This window comes from Undibacterium sp. Tian12W (genome assembly GCF_049339405.1).
Taxonomy (GTDB): domain Bacteria; phylum Pseudomonadota; class Gammaproteobacteria; order Burkholderiales; family Burkholderiaceae_D; genus Undibacterium.
Genome location: NZ_JBMPPK010000006.1, coordinates 197,987 through 215,126, shown reverse-complemented (window position 1 = coordinate 215,126; position 17,140 = coordinate 197,987). Strand labels below are relative to the sequence as shown.

Annotated in this window: 14 protein-coding genes and 1 other RNA gene; 5 read left to right on the top strand and 10 right to left on the bottom strand. The window is 49.9% G+C overall.

The genetic code is table 11. From position 1 onward, the window contains the following. Window positions 1-284: 284 nt before the first annotated feature. The gene (locus tag ACO0LI_RS09750; RefSeq protein ID WP_423032408.1) at window positions 285-3,854 is read right to left on the bottom strand and encodes an ABC transporter permease/M1 family aminopeptidase; all 3,570 of its coding nucleotides are present in this window, start codon (window positions 3,852-3,854) and stop codon (window positions 285-287) included. A gap of 9 nt (window positions 3,855-3,863) precedes the next feature. After that, window positions 3,864-4,772 carry an ABC transporter ATP-binding protein gene (locus ACO0LI_RS09745; protein ID WP_423032407.1) on the bottom strand — a complete coding sequence of 303 codons (909 nt, stop codon included), beginning with the start codon at window positions 4,770-4,772 and terminating at the stop codon, window positions 3,864-3,866. 257 nt (window positions 4,773-5,029) lie between these two features. Here ACO0LI_RS09745 and ffs point away from each other — a divergent pair. Next, window positions 5,030-5,128: signal recognition particle sRNA small type (gene ffs / locus ACO0LI_RS09740), an RNA gene on the top strand. A gap of 355 nt (window positions 5,129-5,483) precedes the next feature. Here ffs and ACO0LI_RS09735 read toward each other — a convergent pair. The 5 genes from ACO0LI_RS09735 to ACO0LI_RS09715 all read right to left on the bottom strand — a co-directional run bounded on the left by ACO0LI_RS09735 (window position 5,484) and on the right by ACO0LI_RS09715 (window position 10,015). Continuing rightward, window positions 5,484-6,797: an MFS transporter gene (locus ACO0LI_RS09735; RefSeq protein WP_423032406.1), complete on the bottom strand. Its 1,314-nt coding sequence runs from the start codon at window positions 6,795-6,797 to the stop codon at window positions 5,484-5,486. A gap of 10 nt (window positions 6,798-6,807) precedes the next feature. Continuing rightward, complete coding sequence (locus ACO0LI_RS09730; protein WP_423032405.1) at window positions 6,808-7,860, bottom strand: MerR family transcriptional regulator; 1,053 nt, start codon at window positions 7,858-7,860, stop codon at window positions 6,808-6,810. A 98-nt stretch (window positions 7,861-7,958) separates the two neighbouring features. After that, entirely contained in the window at window positions 7,959-8,390 is a 432-nt protein-coding gene (locus ACO0LI_RS09725) for a DoxX family protein (RefSeq protein ID WP_423032404.1), read from the bottom strand. Between the two features lie 160 nt (window positions 8,391-8,550). Further along, window positions 8,551-9,477, bottom strand: a complete 927-nt coding sequence (gene hslO, locus ACO0LI_RS09720; RefSeq protein WP_423032403.1) for an Hsp33 family molecular chaperone HslO — start codon at window positions 9,475-9,477, stop codon at window positions 8,551-8,553. 13 nt (window positions 9,478-9,490) lie between these two features. Beyond that, window positions 9,491-10,015, bottom strand: coding sequence for a gamma carbonic anhydrase family protein (locus ACO0LI_RS09715; protein ID WP_422951031.1), 525 nt, complete (start codon window positions 10,013-10,015; stop codon window positions 9,491-9,493). A gap of 82 nt (window positions 10,016-10,097) precedes the next feature. Between ACO0LI_RS09715 and ACO0LI_RS09710 the strand changes: the two genes are divergently transcribed. Further along, window positions 10,098-10,904, top strand: a complete 807-nt coding sequence (locus ACO0LI_RS09710; protein WP_423032402.1) for a ferritin-like domain-containing protein — start codon at window positions 10,098-10,100, stop codon at window positions 10,902-10,904. On the opposite strand, the gene ACO0LI_RS09705 is transcribed toward ACO0LI_RS09710, so the two are convergent. Next, window positions 10,901-11,521 (bottom strand): GIN domain-containing protein, encoded by a 621-nt coding sequence (locus ACO0LI_RS09705; protein ID WP_422951033.1) that lies wholly within the window; start codon window positions 11,519-11,521, stop codon window positions 10,901-10,903. The genes ACO0LI_RS09710 and ACO0LI_RS09705 overlap by 4 nt on opposite strands. 107 nt (window positions 11,522-11,628) lie before the next feature. Then, window positions 11,629-12,162, bottom strand: coding sequence for a GNAT family N-acetyltransferase (locus ACO0LI_RS09700; RefSeq protein ID WP_422951034.1), 534 nt, complete (start codon window positions 12,160-12,162; stop codon window positions 11,629-11,631). A 169-nt stretch (window positions 12,163-12,331) separates the two neighbouring features. Between ACO0LI_RS09700 and ACO0LI_RS09695 the strand changes: the two genes are divergently transcribed. Then, window positions 12,332-12,934 (top strand): flagella assembly protein FlgT middle domain-containing protein, encoded by a 603-nt coding sequence (locus ACO0LI_RS09695; protein ID WP_423032401.1) that lies wholly within the window; start codon window positions 12,332-12,334, stop codon window positions 12,932-12,934. Between the two features lie 13 nt (window positions 12,935-12,947). On the opposite strand, the gene ACO0LI_RS09690 is transcribed toward ACO0LI_RS09695, so the two are convergent. Then, the gene (locus ACO0LI_RS09690) at window positions 12,948-14,672 is read right to left on the bottom strand and encodes an acyl-CoA synthetase (protein WP_423032400.1); all 1,725 of its coding nucleotides are present in this window, start codon (window positions 14,670-14,672) and stop codon (window positions 12,948-12,950) included. Window positions 14,673-14,817: 145 nt separating this feature from the next. On the opposite strand from ACO0LI_RS09690, the gene ACO0LI_RS09685 reads away from it, so the two are divergent. Continuing rightward, complete coding sequence (locus tag ACO0LI_RS09685) at window positions 14,818-15,711, top strand: alpha/beta fold hydrolase (RefSeq protein ID WP_423032399.1); 894 nt, start codon at window positions 14,818-14,820, stop codon at window positions 15,709-15,711. A gap of 99 nt (window positions 15,712-15,810) precedes the next feature. Further along, the gene (locus tag ACO0LI_RS09680) at window positions 15,811-17,064 is read left to right on the top strand and encodes a cystathionine gamma-synthase family protein (RefSeq protein WP_423032398.1); all 1,254 of its coding nucleotides are present in this window, start codon (window positions 15,811-15,813) and stop codon (window positions 17,062-17,064) included. Window positions 17,065-17,140: the final 76 nt, after the last annotated feature.

Here is a 17,140-nt window from a genome sequence, read left to right as displayed (position 1 = left end):
GGATTTTTGGGATTAATGGATGTGCAACAAAGGCAGGGTAGTGGCTTATTATTTATTTGATATGAGTACTTTTCAGTATGGTCATATTAGCCCTGCACTTGAGGCCATATTCTGGTCTGAAAGTTCGCAATTGAAAAGCAAAATTGGAAATATATTTACCATAAGCCCAATATTTAATTATTAAATTAATACTTTTATTCCGGACGGCAAGAAATCACGTGATGCACGCACGCGCGTACGGGAAGGCGAACTCTGGCTCGCCTTCCCGTGCAGATGCGTGGAAATTATTTGCTAACCAACTCTACTTTGATCAGATTGTCATCTGGTTTGCGATCTACATATTTAATATCCGGATCTATGCCTGCCTTGGCGGGCAAGTCTTTGACGACGAGCTTGAACACCTTTTCTTTTTGATTGATGAGCTGACGCTGACGCAGCAAGGGTTTGCCGTCTTTGTCATCTATGCCTATATCCATCCAGTCTTTCAAGGGAACTTCTTTTTCCACACCCAGTTCATCTGCCTTGAGTTTATTGCTGGTGACTTTGAGCGTCACTTCATACTGCCCGTCAGTCAAGGTATGGGCAACAGCTGAAATGGCGCGGTTTTCATACAGGGTGATAGAGTCAAACAAATCATCAATCACATATTGCTGATCAGCCGGTGTGACTTCTCGCAATGCCCTGGTCAGTGCCGTGCTGCTAGGGTAACGCGCACCTTTGTTGGCATGGCGTGCAATGACCAGGCGCAGAGCCTGATTGACTTTGTCCTCACCGATCTGGTCTTGCAGCAAATACATGGCCAGGCTGCCTTTGGCATAATGGATATAGTCTTGATTTTCATTGCGTGCCAGTGGCAATTCTTTTTTCCTCTCCTGACCGCGGCCTTGCAGATACCTGTCCAGCTCAAACTGCAGGAAGCGGCGCATGGTTGCATCACCATAGGTGTGTTTCATGACCATCAATGCAGAATATTGTGCGAGGGTTTCTACCAGCACCGTACCGCCTTTGCTATTGCCCGAGATGACTTGATGTGCCCACCATTGATGGGCGACTTCATGTGCGGTCACATAGAAGGGATAATCCACTTCTTTGGGATTATTGTCATCAACGCGGGCAATGAAACCTATGCTTTCTGAAAACGGTATGGTGTTAGGAAAAGCCTGGGCAAATCTCGCATAACGCGGAAACTCAATGATACGGACCAGTTTGTGCTGGTAAGGGCCGAAATTCTGGGTGTAGTAGTCCAGCGATTTTTGTACGCCTTTTACCATGCGGTCCAGATTGTATTCATGCCCTTTGTGGTAATCGATTTCTATAGGAATGTCATGCCATTGCGCCTGTTTCACTTCATAACGACCTGACAGGAAAGCATAAAAATTCAATATAGGCTGTTCAGGCACGTATTGATAATAATTGCGGCCGTGTTCTTGCCACTGGCGCTTTAATGTGCCAGGTGCAACGGCCATCTGATCTGCCGAAGTTGAAACTACCGCATCAAAATTGATCCAGTCAGCGTCATTAGCGATATAGCTGTTTTCCAATGCCTTGGGATCATCGGTTTCAGCCATTCTTTCTTTTTCAGGCAAGCCCTGCTCGCGCCTGGCTTTGTCTTCCCGCAGTTCCAGTGCAGCCTGATAGCCTATGTGGGGTAAGAGTGTACTGTTGAAGAAACTGCCATTGTAATAAAGGTAGCTACCTTGGCTCATGCCCAGGAAGTTTTTGGGTTTGATGTCGAGCTCAAAATTGAGCGTCAGTTTCTCGCCCTCTGCCAGCGGCTTTTTCAGCTTGTAGCTATGGAATCCCAGCTTGCCATCGGCAATATTTTTTTCACTGGCGATATCAAACTCCATCTTGATGATATTGATATCTTCTTTTTGCGTGATAAATATTTCCTGTATCGCCTGCTTGCTGCGATTCACTAGTTGGTAATTCCCTTTGATGTGGGCGCTACGGGTTTCAGGATAAAGATCGACGTTCAGTTTGACGTCACTGATACGTGGCTGTGCCTGGCTGGCATATTGTTTATAGCGTTTTTCATACTGGGCATTGTCACTCTGTTGCGCAAACTGGTTTTGGTAAGTATTGAGGATGTTAGTGAAATAAAAGATCGCAGCGCCAGTCAACACAAAGATGCAACTGCCAGACGCGAGCAAAATGACATTGCCGCCTTTGAAAACCTGTTTCGCTGAGCGCAAGCGCAGGCGGAAATCAGTAGTCGTGCCGCGTACCCACATCATCAGGGACAGGCTGACCAGTATCAGGGCGGCGCCTGTCCAATAAGCCAGATACCAGCGTGAAAGAGCCAGTATGTGACCATAGCCATTCATGTCGGAATAGGTGAAGGCTGGTGTCACGCCATAGCGGAACATCGGATGTTCGAAACCCAGTGCAGGCAGGGCTATTGTGGCTGCGTAATACAGTACGATCAAAAAGTAAGCCAGGTATTTGTGATTGACAATAACTTGCAAGGAAATCGCAAGTACTGCCAGCAAGGCATAGTCCGGCCACTGCATCAGGAACAATTGTTGCAGATACTGGGTCAGCTCGTAATTGGTGTAGCCCTTTATCGTCTGTATGAGAATGCCGCACAACATCAGCACAAACAGCATGATGCCTTGCAAAATGATCAGTGCAATCAGTTTCGCAGTGAAAGGCAGGTAATTGGGTATCGGCAGTACATCAAGCAATTGCGCAATACGTGCATCCCGTTCGCGCCATACCAGTTCACCAGCATAAAAAGTGGTAATGGCAAGCATGAATATCCCGAAGCTGCCACTGAGAATTTCGAGTACTGCATAAGTCACGGGATAAGTGGGTGTGCCAAACATCTTGGTGATGGAACTGGAAACCGCGAACATGAACAAGACGCCTGCCAATAGCATGACGATGAAATACACGTTTTTGACTGACTCGCGCAGATTCAGCATGCTCTCGGCATACAGCAATTTCCAGTTGCGGCTATTGGCGAAATTCGGTGTGACTTTTTGCAATCGGATAACGACAGGGGGAGCTGCGGCTTGCTCTTTCTTTTGCTTGCCAGCCGTATTGACGGTAGCGAATTGAAAGCGCCAGTAGCATAGCGTCAGGCTGGCAAAGCCAAGAACCAGCCAGATCAGGCGGTTAATCAGGAACACGCCGTCCAGCGCAATCTGGCGGGTATTCTTGTCAGCGATGCTCCAGTATTCAGTCACCATGCTCACAGCAGAAGAACCGAAAGGATCAAGCAGGGCGGCCATGGTCTTGTTATCCAGATCAGCCCGCAATGAACGGGCGACCAGGTAGCCGATAATCAGCAGCACGCTGGATACATACACCGGCATCATGCGGCGGCTCAGTGCCCCAAGGGTAAAGAAAATGCCACCAAAAATAATAAAGTTTGGCAAGATTGCATACAGATAGGGCATCAGATAAGACAGGGCTTGTACTGGCCCCAGCCTGACAGCCTCCAGACCCGGCAGATAGCAACCCAGCCATGCGCCCAGGCCAAGCCCAGAAAAGATGATAATGGAAGTCAGCAGCGCACCTGAAAAGCGGCCTGCAAGATATTGGAATTTGCTGATGGGGGCGCTATAGAAAAAATGCCAGGTATGATGCTCTATGTCCTGATGCGTCGCTTGCCCCATCAAGGCCGCGACTGTGCTGATGCCCAGGTAACCAAGAAAGGTAATGCTCTGAAAAACTGCCACCGGCGCATTGACATTGACCTTGCCACCAAAGCCTATGGAAACACCGGGAAAGACACCACCGGCAGCCGCCATCCATAGCAGGGCCAGACTGAAAAAAAACAGAAAATAAACATAAGTAGAAAGACTGCGCGACTTCTGACGCAGCTCGAACATGAGTATCGCTAACATGACGACTCCTCAGGCTGCGCGTTGAACTGGCGATGTCGCTGGGCTCGTCAGCAAACCGGCCATCGCAGAGAAATAAACATCTTCCAGGTTGCCAGTAGCCGCTTCAAATTCATGGCCAGGTTTTTCATCTGCATAGACATGGATGAGTGTGCGGCCTGAGGTCAGGCGACTGGAAATGAGTTGGTATTTTTGCTGGCAGTCGGCGAGTTCGCTTTTTTCTATAAAGCGTTTCCAGATTTTTCCCTGTATCTGTGCTATCAGGGTAAGTGGCTGCCCGGTCAGTATGACTCGTCCCTTGTTGATGACTGCCATGTTATTGCACAGGTCTGCAACGTCTTCGACGATGTGGGTAGAAAGGATGACGATTTTTTCTGTGCCTATGTCTGCCAGTAAATTGTGGAAGCGTACTCGTTCTTCCGGGTCCAGGCCTGCAGTGGGCTCATCGACGATGATCAGTTTAGGATCGCCAAGCAGGGCCTGCGCAATACCAAAACGCTGGCGCATGCCGCCAGAAAATCCGCCGAGGTGCTTGCTCCTGACATTGTAGAGATTGGTTTGGTGCAATAAGGCCTCGACTACCTCTTTACGCTGCTTGCGCTGATCGAGTCCCTTGAGGACGGCAAAGTGATCCAGCAAGTCATAGGCGCTGACCTTGGGGTAGAGCCCAAAGTCCTGTGGCAGGTAACCCAGCAAGCGGCGGATATGGTCTTTTTGTTCGTGGATATTGATATTGTCCAGCAGAGCAGTGCCCGTATCGGCATCCTGCAAGGTGGCCAATGTGCGCATCAGGGTTGATTTGCCTGCGCCATTTGGTCCCAGTAAACCAAACATGCCAGCAGGTATGGTCAGGTTGATATCATTAAGTGCTTGGACACCATTGCTGTATTGTTTTGATAGCTGCTGTATGCGAAGTTCCATGCTTTTTTCCTGTTTGTAATTGAGCTAATCCATGCGCAACGGGCGCGGGCAGACATATCTTATGTAAATGAAATGGTCAAATGGAAGGATGCGATGAAACGGGGCCAGGCGGGGATGGAAATGAAGAATTGCGGCTTGAATGACCCGAGCGGGGAAAGCCCGGCTAGTTTGCTCTTAGTTTGTGTGGCTTAAGTCAAGATATCTCTAAATGAACCTAAGTGCTGCAAGTTTGCGCTTGATGCGATATAATGAGGTTTGGCGGGCCCCTGCGCATTGCGGCGTGGCCAATCTGGTCAGGTCGGGAACGAAGCAGCCACAGTCACTTACCGCAAGTGCCGCAGATCAGGCTCGCCAACTTCCAGTTTTACATCCCCCTAAGTTTACTCCGCCATAACTTCAAGATGCATGAATAGCTTCTCTGGCTATGCTGCAAGCATGTCCGTCTGTTTTGATAAGTGCTATCAGTGGCAATAACAGTTTTAGCTTATTCCCTGCTCTGTGTCACCTTTCCAGGGGCAAATATGCACGCCAGATGTTCCAGCGTGATACCCGCATTTCGCCCGATGAGATGATTTTTACTCATTGCATGGTATTGTTATGCGCTGTAAGTCTGAAGGCCAAAGCCAGGTTGCACACTAGCGATGTGATGACAAAAATGACCCAGACCTGAAACATCACGTGTGATCAGGCTGAGTCTTTTTTCCAGGAGTTTTATGCGGGGGCCTTCTTGTCCGTCACCATGGATATGGTACTGAGCTGTGTTGCAGTGATGACGATCAGGATCAACAAGCCGCCACTACCCATGAACAATTGTGGAATCGTGATGCCACGCAGCAGCCAGCCTGTGAAAGCAGCCGAGACCGGCCCTATGCCCATGAAGATAAACATGAACATGCTCATGGCGCGACCTATCATATGTGGCGGTACCTGTTTTTGTACCCAGGTAAATACGGCCACATGCAAGAAACCACCGAGTATGCCCACGCTTAGCAAAATCAGTGCCCCTTGCCAGCTTGCGCTGATCAGGCCCATGGGTGCGAACAGTATGCCGACCAGGAAATCGACCAGCAGGATCGTGCGGCCTAGGTTGCCAAAGCGCAGATTGGGCTTCATGGCTGCCAGTACCATGCCCAATAAGGTGCCTGCACCGTGTGAGCCTGCCAGCAAACCAAGTGCGCTGGCGCTATTGCTAAGCTGATTTGCCATCACCGGCAAGGCAATCTGTATCGGCCCCATGATAAAGAAGGCGATCGCTGCCCAATACATGAAGCAACTACGCAACTGTTTTTCATTCCAGCAATAACGCAAACCTTCTGCCAGAGACTTCAGCAGTGCCGGTTTTCGCGTTGCAGGTGCGGCGCCAAGTGGTGCTGGCATGCCGTCATTCATTCTTACTTTGCTCAGTGTCCAGGCTGAAAAAGCATAGGTAAAACAGTCAAAGAAAAATGCTGCTGCCAGACCTTGCGCATCATGGACCATGCCGCTTTCTTGCGTACCAAACAGGGCAATCAACAGACCTGCCAGCACCGGGCCGATGAATATGGTCAACTGACGCATGCCCAGCATGATGCCATTTGCTGGCTGCAATTGCGATGGCTGTACGACACGCGGCAACATCGATGTGCCTGAAGGTATGCTGAAGGCGGTCGAGATACCTAGGCCCAGGGCCAGCGCATAGACCATCCATAATTCCAGCTTGCCGTAAAAAATCAGTGCACTTAATATCCCCAGCAGCAGCGTATTGATGTATTTGGTTTGCATCATCACAGTCTTGGGTGAGTAGCGATCCACCACTGCTCCACCTAGTAATATCAATAATGCGCGCGGCACGCTGATCAGTGCCAGCACGATGCCGAGTATCAGGGTGTCACCAGTCATCTTCAGCACCAGCCAGGGCAGGGCAATCAAAGTGAATTGGTCACCCAGCATGGAGATCGCGCCACCACCTATCATCCAGAGAAAATTACTGTCCTTGAATAAGCCTTTAGGCGCATTGACCGTTTTATGCGTATCTGTATTGTTCATGTTGTTTTCCTTACTTTTTTGCTGCTTTTTCAAGAGAGTTTTTCTCCAGTATTGCCATTCCCTGACGGGCATAGGCAATGATGGTGAGCGTCAATCCTCCGCCTATGCTTAGCTCAGGTTCTTTTTCATGGATGCTCCTGACTTTGAGCATGGTGGGCAAATGATTGCCCCATGCATCCATGAACAACTCGCGCCATTTGATTAAAGTGGCTTGCACATCGGGATGGTCAGGTGGCAGGTTTAAGGCCATTTTTTGCTTCACTTCAGAAAAGATGCGCGTCCAGGATTCTGCATTTCTGAAAAATGAGGCGCGAAAATACTTCAGTTCTTCTTCGCTCAGGTATTTTCTGTAAATGTCATACCTGACTTCTACTGATGCCCGGGTGATGAAATCCATCATCTCATCATCGACACCGCTTAAAGACTGTAGTGATGGCTCTTTCCGGTGCATCAGCGTGAATTTGCTGAGCAATCTGGGATCAGGCATGATTTGACTCATGGCCAGTACCCATTCTTTGGCGAGTTGTTTGGCCGGTGGGTCAAGTGGCGATATTTTCTGGTCCAGCAAAAGCCTGGCAGCCTTGACGTAAGGGGCCATATGCGTTTCTATCTTGCTTTGTGCTTGTGATTCCAGTTCGCGCATATCCAGAATCTCATCACGACTGAAATATTTGCCAATCAGGCTCATCATTTCCAGCGTCGAAAGCCAGTATTCAAGATTGGGTTCGTCATTGGCTTTCAATAAGCCTGACAATTCTTGCAGCCTGTCACGCAATTCCATGCTTTGTGCTATTTGCTGATCCAGGCCAGAAATCTGTTCGTCTATGACGAAGTGCAAATCATTGCCAGCGCCGTTGATGACATCGCCCACTTCTGCCAGCGATAAATCCAGGCGGCGTAGGGCTTGTATGTGATGCAGGCGTTTGATGTCTGACCTGTCGTAGAGGCGATATCCTGCCTCTGAGCGCGCAGATGGCTTGAGCAAGCCGATTTTGTCGTAGTGATGCAGTGTGCGTATGGTCAGGCCAGTGCGGCTGGCCAGTTCACCGATTTTCAATAACATGCCTGATCTCCTTCAATGAGGGAGACTATAAAGCCTCACCTAATGTCAGGGTCAAAGGTTTTTTGAAAATATTTTTATTGCCTGATTTATTTGTCTTTTTATCTTTTTTTGCTATTTTCTGGCCAATAGGCCCACATGACACCCAGCAAACTGGTCAACAGAATAAAGCCCCATTCCATGCCACCCTGACCTGGGCCTACAACATACCAGCCATAGTGCGAGTGAACATGGAGCAATCCAAAGCAAACAACAATGATATGGCCCAGGCAGGCAGGGACGACAAAGCGATTTGCCAGTAATGCCAGGCTGCTGGCTGTTTGTACCAGCAAGACCAGCCATGCCAGGGCAGTGCCAAAAGGGTAGCCAAGTTCAGTCAGGAACTCGCCAAATTTGGGGATATTTGCCAGGTGTGTGTAGCCATGCAAAGGGTGCATCAAAATAATCAGTGCGACACCTACGCGTACGATATCCATGCCGCGGTGCTGGTTGGCTGGATTTGCTTGATTTAATTTATACCATTGTTGAATCATGGAAAGTCTCCGGAATAATGAGCTTTCGACAATGGCAGAAAATTAAATTGGGAAATAGCTTATGTGATCAAACACTCATGCAGAGTGATGAATTCAAGCTGGGTTTGAGATGGGAATGGTCTGGCGACGTACAGTCACCAGACCAATAGACCAACAAACATTAGTGCTTGATTTCAGGCGCGGTCAGCGTACCTTCAGTCAGCGTGCTGGCAACGAACAACTGCGCGCAATCTACCTTGTCAAAGCCATAGTGCTTGCCGCAGAAATCACAATTGATATCCAGCGTGCCAAGATCAGCAATGGCAGACTGTATTTCTTCCTCACCCAGCATTCTCAGCATGTCGCCAACTTTTTCGCGCGTGCAGTTGCATTGGAATTGCGGATGCAAAGGGTCAAATACGCGTATGGTTTCTTCCCAGAACAGACGGTGCAAGAGTATGTCTATGCCTGTGCTGAGCAATTCAGGGCGTTTTAAAGTATCGCCCAGCATGACAGCATGGTTCCAGGCTTCGGTTTCATCCTCCACTTGGGCTTCAGCGCCACCTGTTTTAGGCAGTTTTTGCAATAGCATGCCACGTGCGACCTGATCGTCCGCCGCCAGCCACAGCTTGGTGTCGAGCTGCTCTGAACGCTGCATATAGTTTTCTATGACAGTCGCAATGCTATCGCCATCCAGTGGCACGATGCCCTGGTAAGCCTGTTGGCCCGGCAATTTATTGTTCGGGTCGAGCGTAATCACAAAACGACCTTTACCATGAGAATGGATCAGGTCAGTCAGGCTGGCGTCGTCTGCGATAGTGGCATGCTCACTGAGTTTTGCTGTGGCGCGCATTTTCAGTTCAGCATCACATTCAACGACCAGCAATTTGACCGGGCCATCGCCATGGATTTGCATGATCATGGTGCCGTCAAACTTCAGGTTGGCTGACAGCAGGGCAGATGCAGCCATCAATTCACCAAGTATGGTTTGTACGGCAGCCGGATAAGTCTTGCGTGCCAGGGTTTGTTGCCAGGTGTGGGTCAGTTCGACCATTTCGCCACGTACACCGGCATGTTCGAACATGAATTTTTGTAAGGTATCAGTCATTGTTATCGCTAAATCAGTCTATGCGTTTCAGTTGTGTTTTAAAGGCTTGCCCACGTTTTACGTAAGTGTCGGCATTGCGCTGCAGGCCGGCAATATCGGCTTCGCCCAATGTTCTGACTACCTTGGCAGGTGAGCCTATGATGAGGGAGTTGTCCGGGAATTCCTTGCCTTCGGTGACCAGTGCGCCAGCACCAACCAGACAGTTCTTGCCTATCTTTGCACCATTCAGTACTACAGCCTGTATGCCTATCAATGAGCCATCACCAACTGTGCAGCCATGCAGCATGGCCTGATGGCCGACAGTCACATTTTTGCCTATCACCATGGGGTAGCCAGGATCAGTATGTAAAATGCTGCCTTCCTGCACATTACTGTTTTCACTGATGGTAATCAATTCATTGTCACCACGTATGGTGACATCAAACCAGATGCTGGCATTGGCTTCTATTTTGACTTTGCCTATGATGTTGGCGCTGTCGGCAATATAGGCGGACGCATCAATTTCTGGGACTAGGTCACCGAATTGGTAAATGGGCATGGTTATTCCGTAAAATGACGCTTTTTTAGCGAAAACAGTATTGTAAACCCCTGAGGGCTTACTTGCCTGGCTTCACATGTATATGAAAGATAAAGTTATTAATGAGTTAAGAGCATGCGCATTGGCTGCGGTACTGGAACCATATCCTCAACGTAAATGTGAGGCTATCCATGCAATTCTCAAGGAGCCCTTGCTGGATGTTGCCACAGTTTTTGCTGAGCCTGAAGGTATACCCGGGCGTTTGAGCAAGCCTGAGCTGGTGCCGCCAGGTAAGGTGGGACGGCGCGCCATGAATACGGTAGAAGGCAGGGCGGTGCTGATTCATGCACTGGCGCATATAGAATTGAACGCAGTCAATCTGGCGGCAGACATTATCTGGCGCTTTGCCGGCATGCCAGCGCAGTTTTACCTGGACTGGTTGAAAGTGGCCAAGGAAGAGGCTTATCACTTCCAGTTGCTGATTGGGCATCTGCATACCCAGGGTTTTGCTTATGGCGACTTCCCCGCGCATAACAGCATGTGGGAAATGGCAGAGAAAACCAGGGGTGATCTATTAGCGCGATTAGCCCTGGTGCCACGCACGCTGGAGGCACGTGGTCTCGATGCGACGCCTGCCGTCATGGCCAAACTGGCACAGGCTGGTGACCATGCTGCTGCCGATATTCTGGCGATTATCCTGCATGATGAAATTGGCCATGTTGCCATTGGCAATTTTTGGTACAAAAAACTGTGTGCAGAGCAGGGCCTGGATATTATTTCGACATATGCCGAAATGACCCGCAAATACAAGGCCCCGCCAGTGCGGGGACCTTTTAACCTGGAAGGAAGGAGAGCAGCAGGGTTTGATGAGGATGAGCTGCGTGCCCTGCAGGCAGCGGCAAATATTTAATCTCCGGCACGTACTGAGCCTATACCTTCCACAGATTTGCTGACATTGCGTGGGTGGCCATAATAAGTCAGGCTGCCTATGCCTTGTACGGATGCATTCAGGCTCTCGCGTGCATTGACCGATACCGAGCCTATGCCTTCTATGTGGGCATCTACCTGTTCAGCGATCAGGTTCTTGGTTTCTACCAGGCCTACACCTTCGGCACGCAGGATAAATGATTTGACTTTGCCATTTGCCACCAGCATGCCTGCACCTTCGTAATACAAGGCAAAGTGGGGGCCAGAAAGATTGTTCAAGATGGTCTTACCTGCGCCTTCCATCTTGAAACGGCTCATCTCAGGGATGCTGATGATGACCTGGGAGTTGTCACTGACCTTGATGGAATTTTTTTCTTTGTAAGAAATGATCAGTTCGTCACCAATGACCTCAGTAATGACGTTATTGACAAACCTTTCATTGCCCTTGACTTGTACCGACTGGGGTTTGCCAACTTCCACCACCAGGCTGAAGGCGCTGCGGGTCTTGATGGATTTGAAGGCGGGCAGGTTACGGGTTTGCTCATCGGCAAAAGCAGTAGAACTCAGCAGCAGGGCGGCTATCAACAAGATGTGGCGCATGGTTTTCTCCAATGAAAGGTGTTTGCATTGGTGCCAGTATTGCCAATTTTGTTCTTGCCTGCCCACGCTTTGCGATGAACTGCAAAATTCTTGGGATGAGCCGTCATTCAGGCCGGGCGCACCGTGTTCAGCTTTTCATAGTGCAGCATATCCAGCCATACACCATTACGAAAGACCGAAGCATGCGAGTGGCCATACTCTCTGAAGCCGCATTTGCGCATGATGGCCTGGGATGGCAGGTTGTCGATGATGACGGTCGCTTCAATCCGGTTCAGTTTGAGTTCTTCAAATGCCTGGCTTACCACTGCATTGACTGCTGCCGTCGCATAACCATGGCCGCCATGGCGCTGGCTGAAGCGGTAACCCAGAAAAGCCTTATGGTACTGATCTTGTTCAACGCCGCGCAGGGTGATGCGGCCAACGACTTCATTTTCTATCCAGGCCAGATAGTGATATTCACGATTGGCGCTGGCCAGATATTGGGCTTGTTCCAGGCTGGAGCGCACTTCTGGCAGGCAATAAAAGTCATTGCCACGACTGGCTATCCATTCTTCAAAATGGTCGCGGTTTTCTTGTTCAAATGCGAGTACGGCAGCGGCATCGTCGGATTTGACTAGCGTAATGATCAGAGATGAACTCATGGCGATGGTGTCAAAGCTGGTTGGTGAATGAGGGATTGTAATGGATGCTTAAAGTTGTTGCTGTTACTGTCGTAATCAAGATAAACCACTTGCATTGAAGAATGTCATGACAGCACTCATAAGATCAATCGGCTCAATCAGCTTAATCAGATCAATGGTAAACCGGATCGTGTTAATTTTACTCGGCGTATTCTTTTCTGCGCACTCCATCGCACAAATGACCGATCCCGGTTTGCCGCCTAATTTGCCATCCAATAAGGCCTTGGTATTGACAGGCTTTGCGGTTAACAAGCCTGTGCAGGTGCTCGATATTGATGATGCTTCACAGGGTTTCCCCAAAGCGATTGCCCGCAGGCTCATGCGTGAACGACAAGTTCAGGTACGCACCTCGCCTGATTTGCTATCGTTTGACTGGCAGCAGGATGTGCCACCAGTGAATCTTTTACAGCAACTGGGGCGCACTTATGCCAGCCGTTACATCGTATCAGGTGAGATTCGCAATGCCGGTACCAAGATAGATACCAATCTGTTTGGTCTGACGCAAAAAAGAACCCGTGCCATAGAACTGGAGGTGCGCGTCTATGACGCAAGTACTGGTCAACTGCTGGCTCAGCAGGAATTCTCAAATGCCGTTGCGGGTAATGTGAGTATAGGACGTGAGCATGTCTTCGATGGCGTAGCCTTCAATAGCACCTTGTATGGCAAGACTATCAGCGACATGCTGGACCAGGTTGCGGGCCTGGTCAGTGCTACGGTGTTAGCGCAACACTGATTTTTTAGATGGCTTATTTTTTAGCGTGTTCTTCTTCACGCAGCCGTAATATGCGCCGTTGTATTTTGCCTGTGGTGGTCATAGGTAAGGCATCGATAAATTCTATCTCCTTCGGATATTCATAGGGGGCGAGTTTGCCGCGCACGTGCTCTTGCAATTCTTTGATCAGGGTATCGTCACCCTGAAACCCCTGGCTTAACACCACATACGCCTTGACCAGGTTGCCGCGTTCTTTGTCAGGCTTAGGCACGACAGCGACGTTTGCTACTGCCGCATGCTTGACCAGGCAATTCTCGATTTCTGCAGGGCCTATTCGGTAACCTGCCGCCTTGAACATATCATCTGCGCGGCCTTGATACCATAGGTAGCCATCGGCATCGCGGGTGGCCAGGTCACCAGTCCTGCACCAGTCGCCAGTGAATTTATTGCGGGTTGCCGTGTCGTTTTTCCAGTAACCCAGAAAGAACACCGGGTCAAGATGACCATAGGCGTCATAGCGGCTCATGGCAACTTCACCTGTTTCACCATCTGCCACTTCTTTGCCATCATCGTCAATGACGGCCACCCTGTGACCAGGATAAGGTCGCCCCATACTGCCGGGTTTGGCAGGCCACAATTGATGGCTGTTGCCGACGATATAGTTCATTTCAGTCTGGCCAAACATTTCATTCGGTGTGATGTGCAGCGCTTTTTCACACCAGTTGAAAACGGCATCACCGACAGCTTCACCCGCAGTCATGATGGCACGCAGGGCGAGTTTGTATTTCTTCCTGGGCTTGGGCTCTGCCTTCATCATCATTTTCAAGGCGGTGGGGAACAGGAAGGTATTCGTGACCTGGTATTTTTCCAGCAGATAGTAAGCAGTCTCTGCAGTAAAGCGGCCCTGATAGCCAACGATGGGTTTGCCAAAATACAGGGTAGGCAACAGGGCATCCATCAAGCCGCCAGTCCAGGCCCAGTCAGCCGGTGACCAGAAGACATCTTCGTCTTGCGGGAACCAGTTTTGCGATGCCACAAAGCCAGTCAGGTTACCGATAATGGCAGAATGAGGCAGCAGCGCACCTTTGGGCGCACCGGTAGTGCCGCTGGTGTAAATCAAAATGGCCGGATCGCTGGAGCGGGTGTCGGCAATGCGGGCAGTGACAGGCATGTTGGGCACATGCGTTTCCCAATCTATGCAGGGCGGCATGTCGTCACTGGTTTCGCAATCTACGGTAATGACGGTTTTCAGGTCGGGACAGCGGCTGCGTATTTCTTCAAATGCCTTGATGCCGCTTCCATCCAGCACGATGGCGATGGACTGGCTGTGTTGCAACCGGTATTCCAACGCCTCTGGCCCGAACAAAAAGGACAGGGGCATGACGATGGCACCAATTTGCAGGCAAGCCATGATGGTGATGGCGGTTTCTGGCCTTTGCGGCAAGATGCAGGCAATCACATCACCACGCTGTATGCCTTCTTGCAAAAGCAGATTGGCAAGCTGGTTGGCTTGTTCATGTAGTTGCTTATAAGTCAGGCGGCGGATATTGCCCTCGCTGTCTTCATACAGAATGGCTGTCTTCTTTGCATGCTTGTGCTTTACTGCCCACCGGTGACAGCAGGCTTCTGCGATATTGAAATTACTGGGTACATCCCATCTGAATTCGTGATAAAGCTGATCATAATGATCAACATGGGTAACTTGATCAGTTTTTGTATCGTTTTTAGTCTTGTCTTTGAGTTTGTTCAACTGCTTCATCCTGTCTCCGTTATAATAATCGAACGGTCGTGCTATTGTGTGTTCGTGCTGCAAGTGCCCTGAGGCATTAGTATCATGCTACTTGATAATGCGCTTTGCAGGCTGACGTTTGCCTGTATTTCCAGATGAAAAATATTAAATTCTTATGAATACTCTATTCAAGCCTTCACGCACATCCTTTCTTGATATCCGTGGTCTGCAATACCATGTGCGCAGTTGGGGGCGGGAAGATGCGCCCAAGATCATCATGCTGCATGGCTGGATGGATGTGTCTGCGTCTTTCCAGTTTGTCGTCGATTGCCTGAAGCAGGACTGGCAAGTAATTGCGCCCGACTGGCGTGGCTTTGGATTGACTGAATCGCCCAAGGTCGATACTTACTGGTTTCCCGATTATCTGGGTGACCTTGATGCGCTGCTAAGGCATATCTCGCCGGATGAACCTGTGAACCTGCTCGGACACAGCATGGGGGCGAATGTCGCTGGTTTGTATGCAGGCGTGCGGCCAGAGCGCGTGCGCAAATTTATTAATCTTGAGGGCTTTGGCATGCCGGTGACCCATCCCAAACAGGCACCAGGGCGTTACAGAAAATGGCTGGATGAGCTGGAAAACCAGGCTGGCCTGCGCACTTATGCGTCGCAGGCGGAAGTAGCCGCCCGTTTGCAAAAAACCAATCCCCGTCTGTCGGACGAAAGAGCGGCATTTCTTTCTGCTCATTGGGCTAAAGAGACCAGTCCCGGTTGCTGGGAGATTTTGGGTGACCCTGCCCACAAGCAAACCAGTCCGCTCCTATACCGGGTTGAAGAGGTCATGGCCTGCTGGCAAAAAATCACTGCACCGGTATTGTGGATGGAGGCAGATGACACCAATGTCTGGCACTGGATGGGGCCTAAAGAAGAAGCTCGCCTGGAAATAGACAGGCGCCTGGAGCATATACCGCAGCTACAAAAAGAGATGATTTTCGATGCCGGGCACATGCTGCACCATGACCAGCCAGAGAGATTGGCAGAATTGATAGAAGCTTTCTTGCTGAAGGACTGATTTAACCAGTCTCATTACCTCGGTACAAGAATGAAAAAGCGAGTTCTGGGTTAAACTCCCAGAACTCGCTTTTTATTTTCTATTCTTATTTCCGGCACTATGAGCACGACACCTCAATCACCCAAATACGGTTTCACCACCACCATTCTGCACAGCGACAGACAAAAAGACATAGAGCACGGCTCTGTTCATAAGCCCATCCATACCTCGGTCATGTATGGCTACAGCGATGCGCGTGATCTGGCAGCTGTGTTCCAGAATAAACAATCTGGCTACCGCTATGGTCGCCAGGGCAATCCTACGGTCTCCGCACTGGAAGAAAAAATCAGCAAGATGGAAGGTGGGCTGGCTACTATTGCGTTTGCGACCGGCATGGCGGCCATAGGTGCGGTGTTCCAGGCATTATTGCGCCAGGGTGATCATCTGGTGTCTTCTTCATTCTTGTTTGGCAATACCAATAGCCTGTGGCAAACCGTGGCTGGGCAGGGCGTTGATGTGTCGCTGGTAGATGCTACTGATGTAAGCCATGTTGCAGCCGCACTGACGCCAGCGACCCGTATGGTGTTTGTAGAAACCATCGCCAATCCACGCACGCAGATCGCTGATTTGAAAAAGATAGGTGAGCTGTGCCGTGAAAAAGGCATCCTGTTTGTGGTTGATAACACCATGACTTCGCCTTATCTGTTCCAGCCCAAAGTTGTTCATGCAGGCCTGGTGATCAATTCGCTCACTAAATCCATAGCCGGTCATGGCAATGTGCTGGGTGGTGCCTTGACGGATACCGGTTTGTTTGACTGGAGTACATTTCCAAATATTGCTGCCAACTTCCGCAAACAGCCTGCGCACATGCAAGGGCTTGCACAAATCAGGGCCAAGGCTTTGCGTGATTTTGGCGCCTCGCTTTCACCAGAAGCAGCACATCAGGTTGCCGTAGGTGCAGAAACCATTGCCCTGCGCATGGACAGGGAATGTGCAAACGCCCTGGCGCTGGCAAAAATGCTCGCTGCCGACCCGCGTGTAGCAGCAGTGCATTATCCTGGCCTGCCAGACCATCCACAGCATGCCCTGGCGACTGAGTTGTTTGCAGCCTATGGTGCCTTGTTCAGCTTTGAGTTAAAGCCAGAGATAGATTGCTTTGATTACCTGAACCGCTTGAAGCTGGCGATCAATGCAACGCATCTTGGTGATACCCGCACCCTTGTTATTCCGGTTGCACACACCATTTTCTTTGAGATGGGGGCAGAACGCCGTGCCGAGATGGGGATAGCAGATTCCCTGATACGCGTTTCTGTCGGCATAGAAGATACCCAGGATTTGCTGGCTGATTTTGCGAATGCGTTGGTAGCTGAGTAAAAAAGCAAGGCAAACTTTGAACTAAAGGCTGTTTTGTAGCACTACTGTCAGAGGTGTCGGATAGTGCTGCATTTGG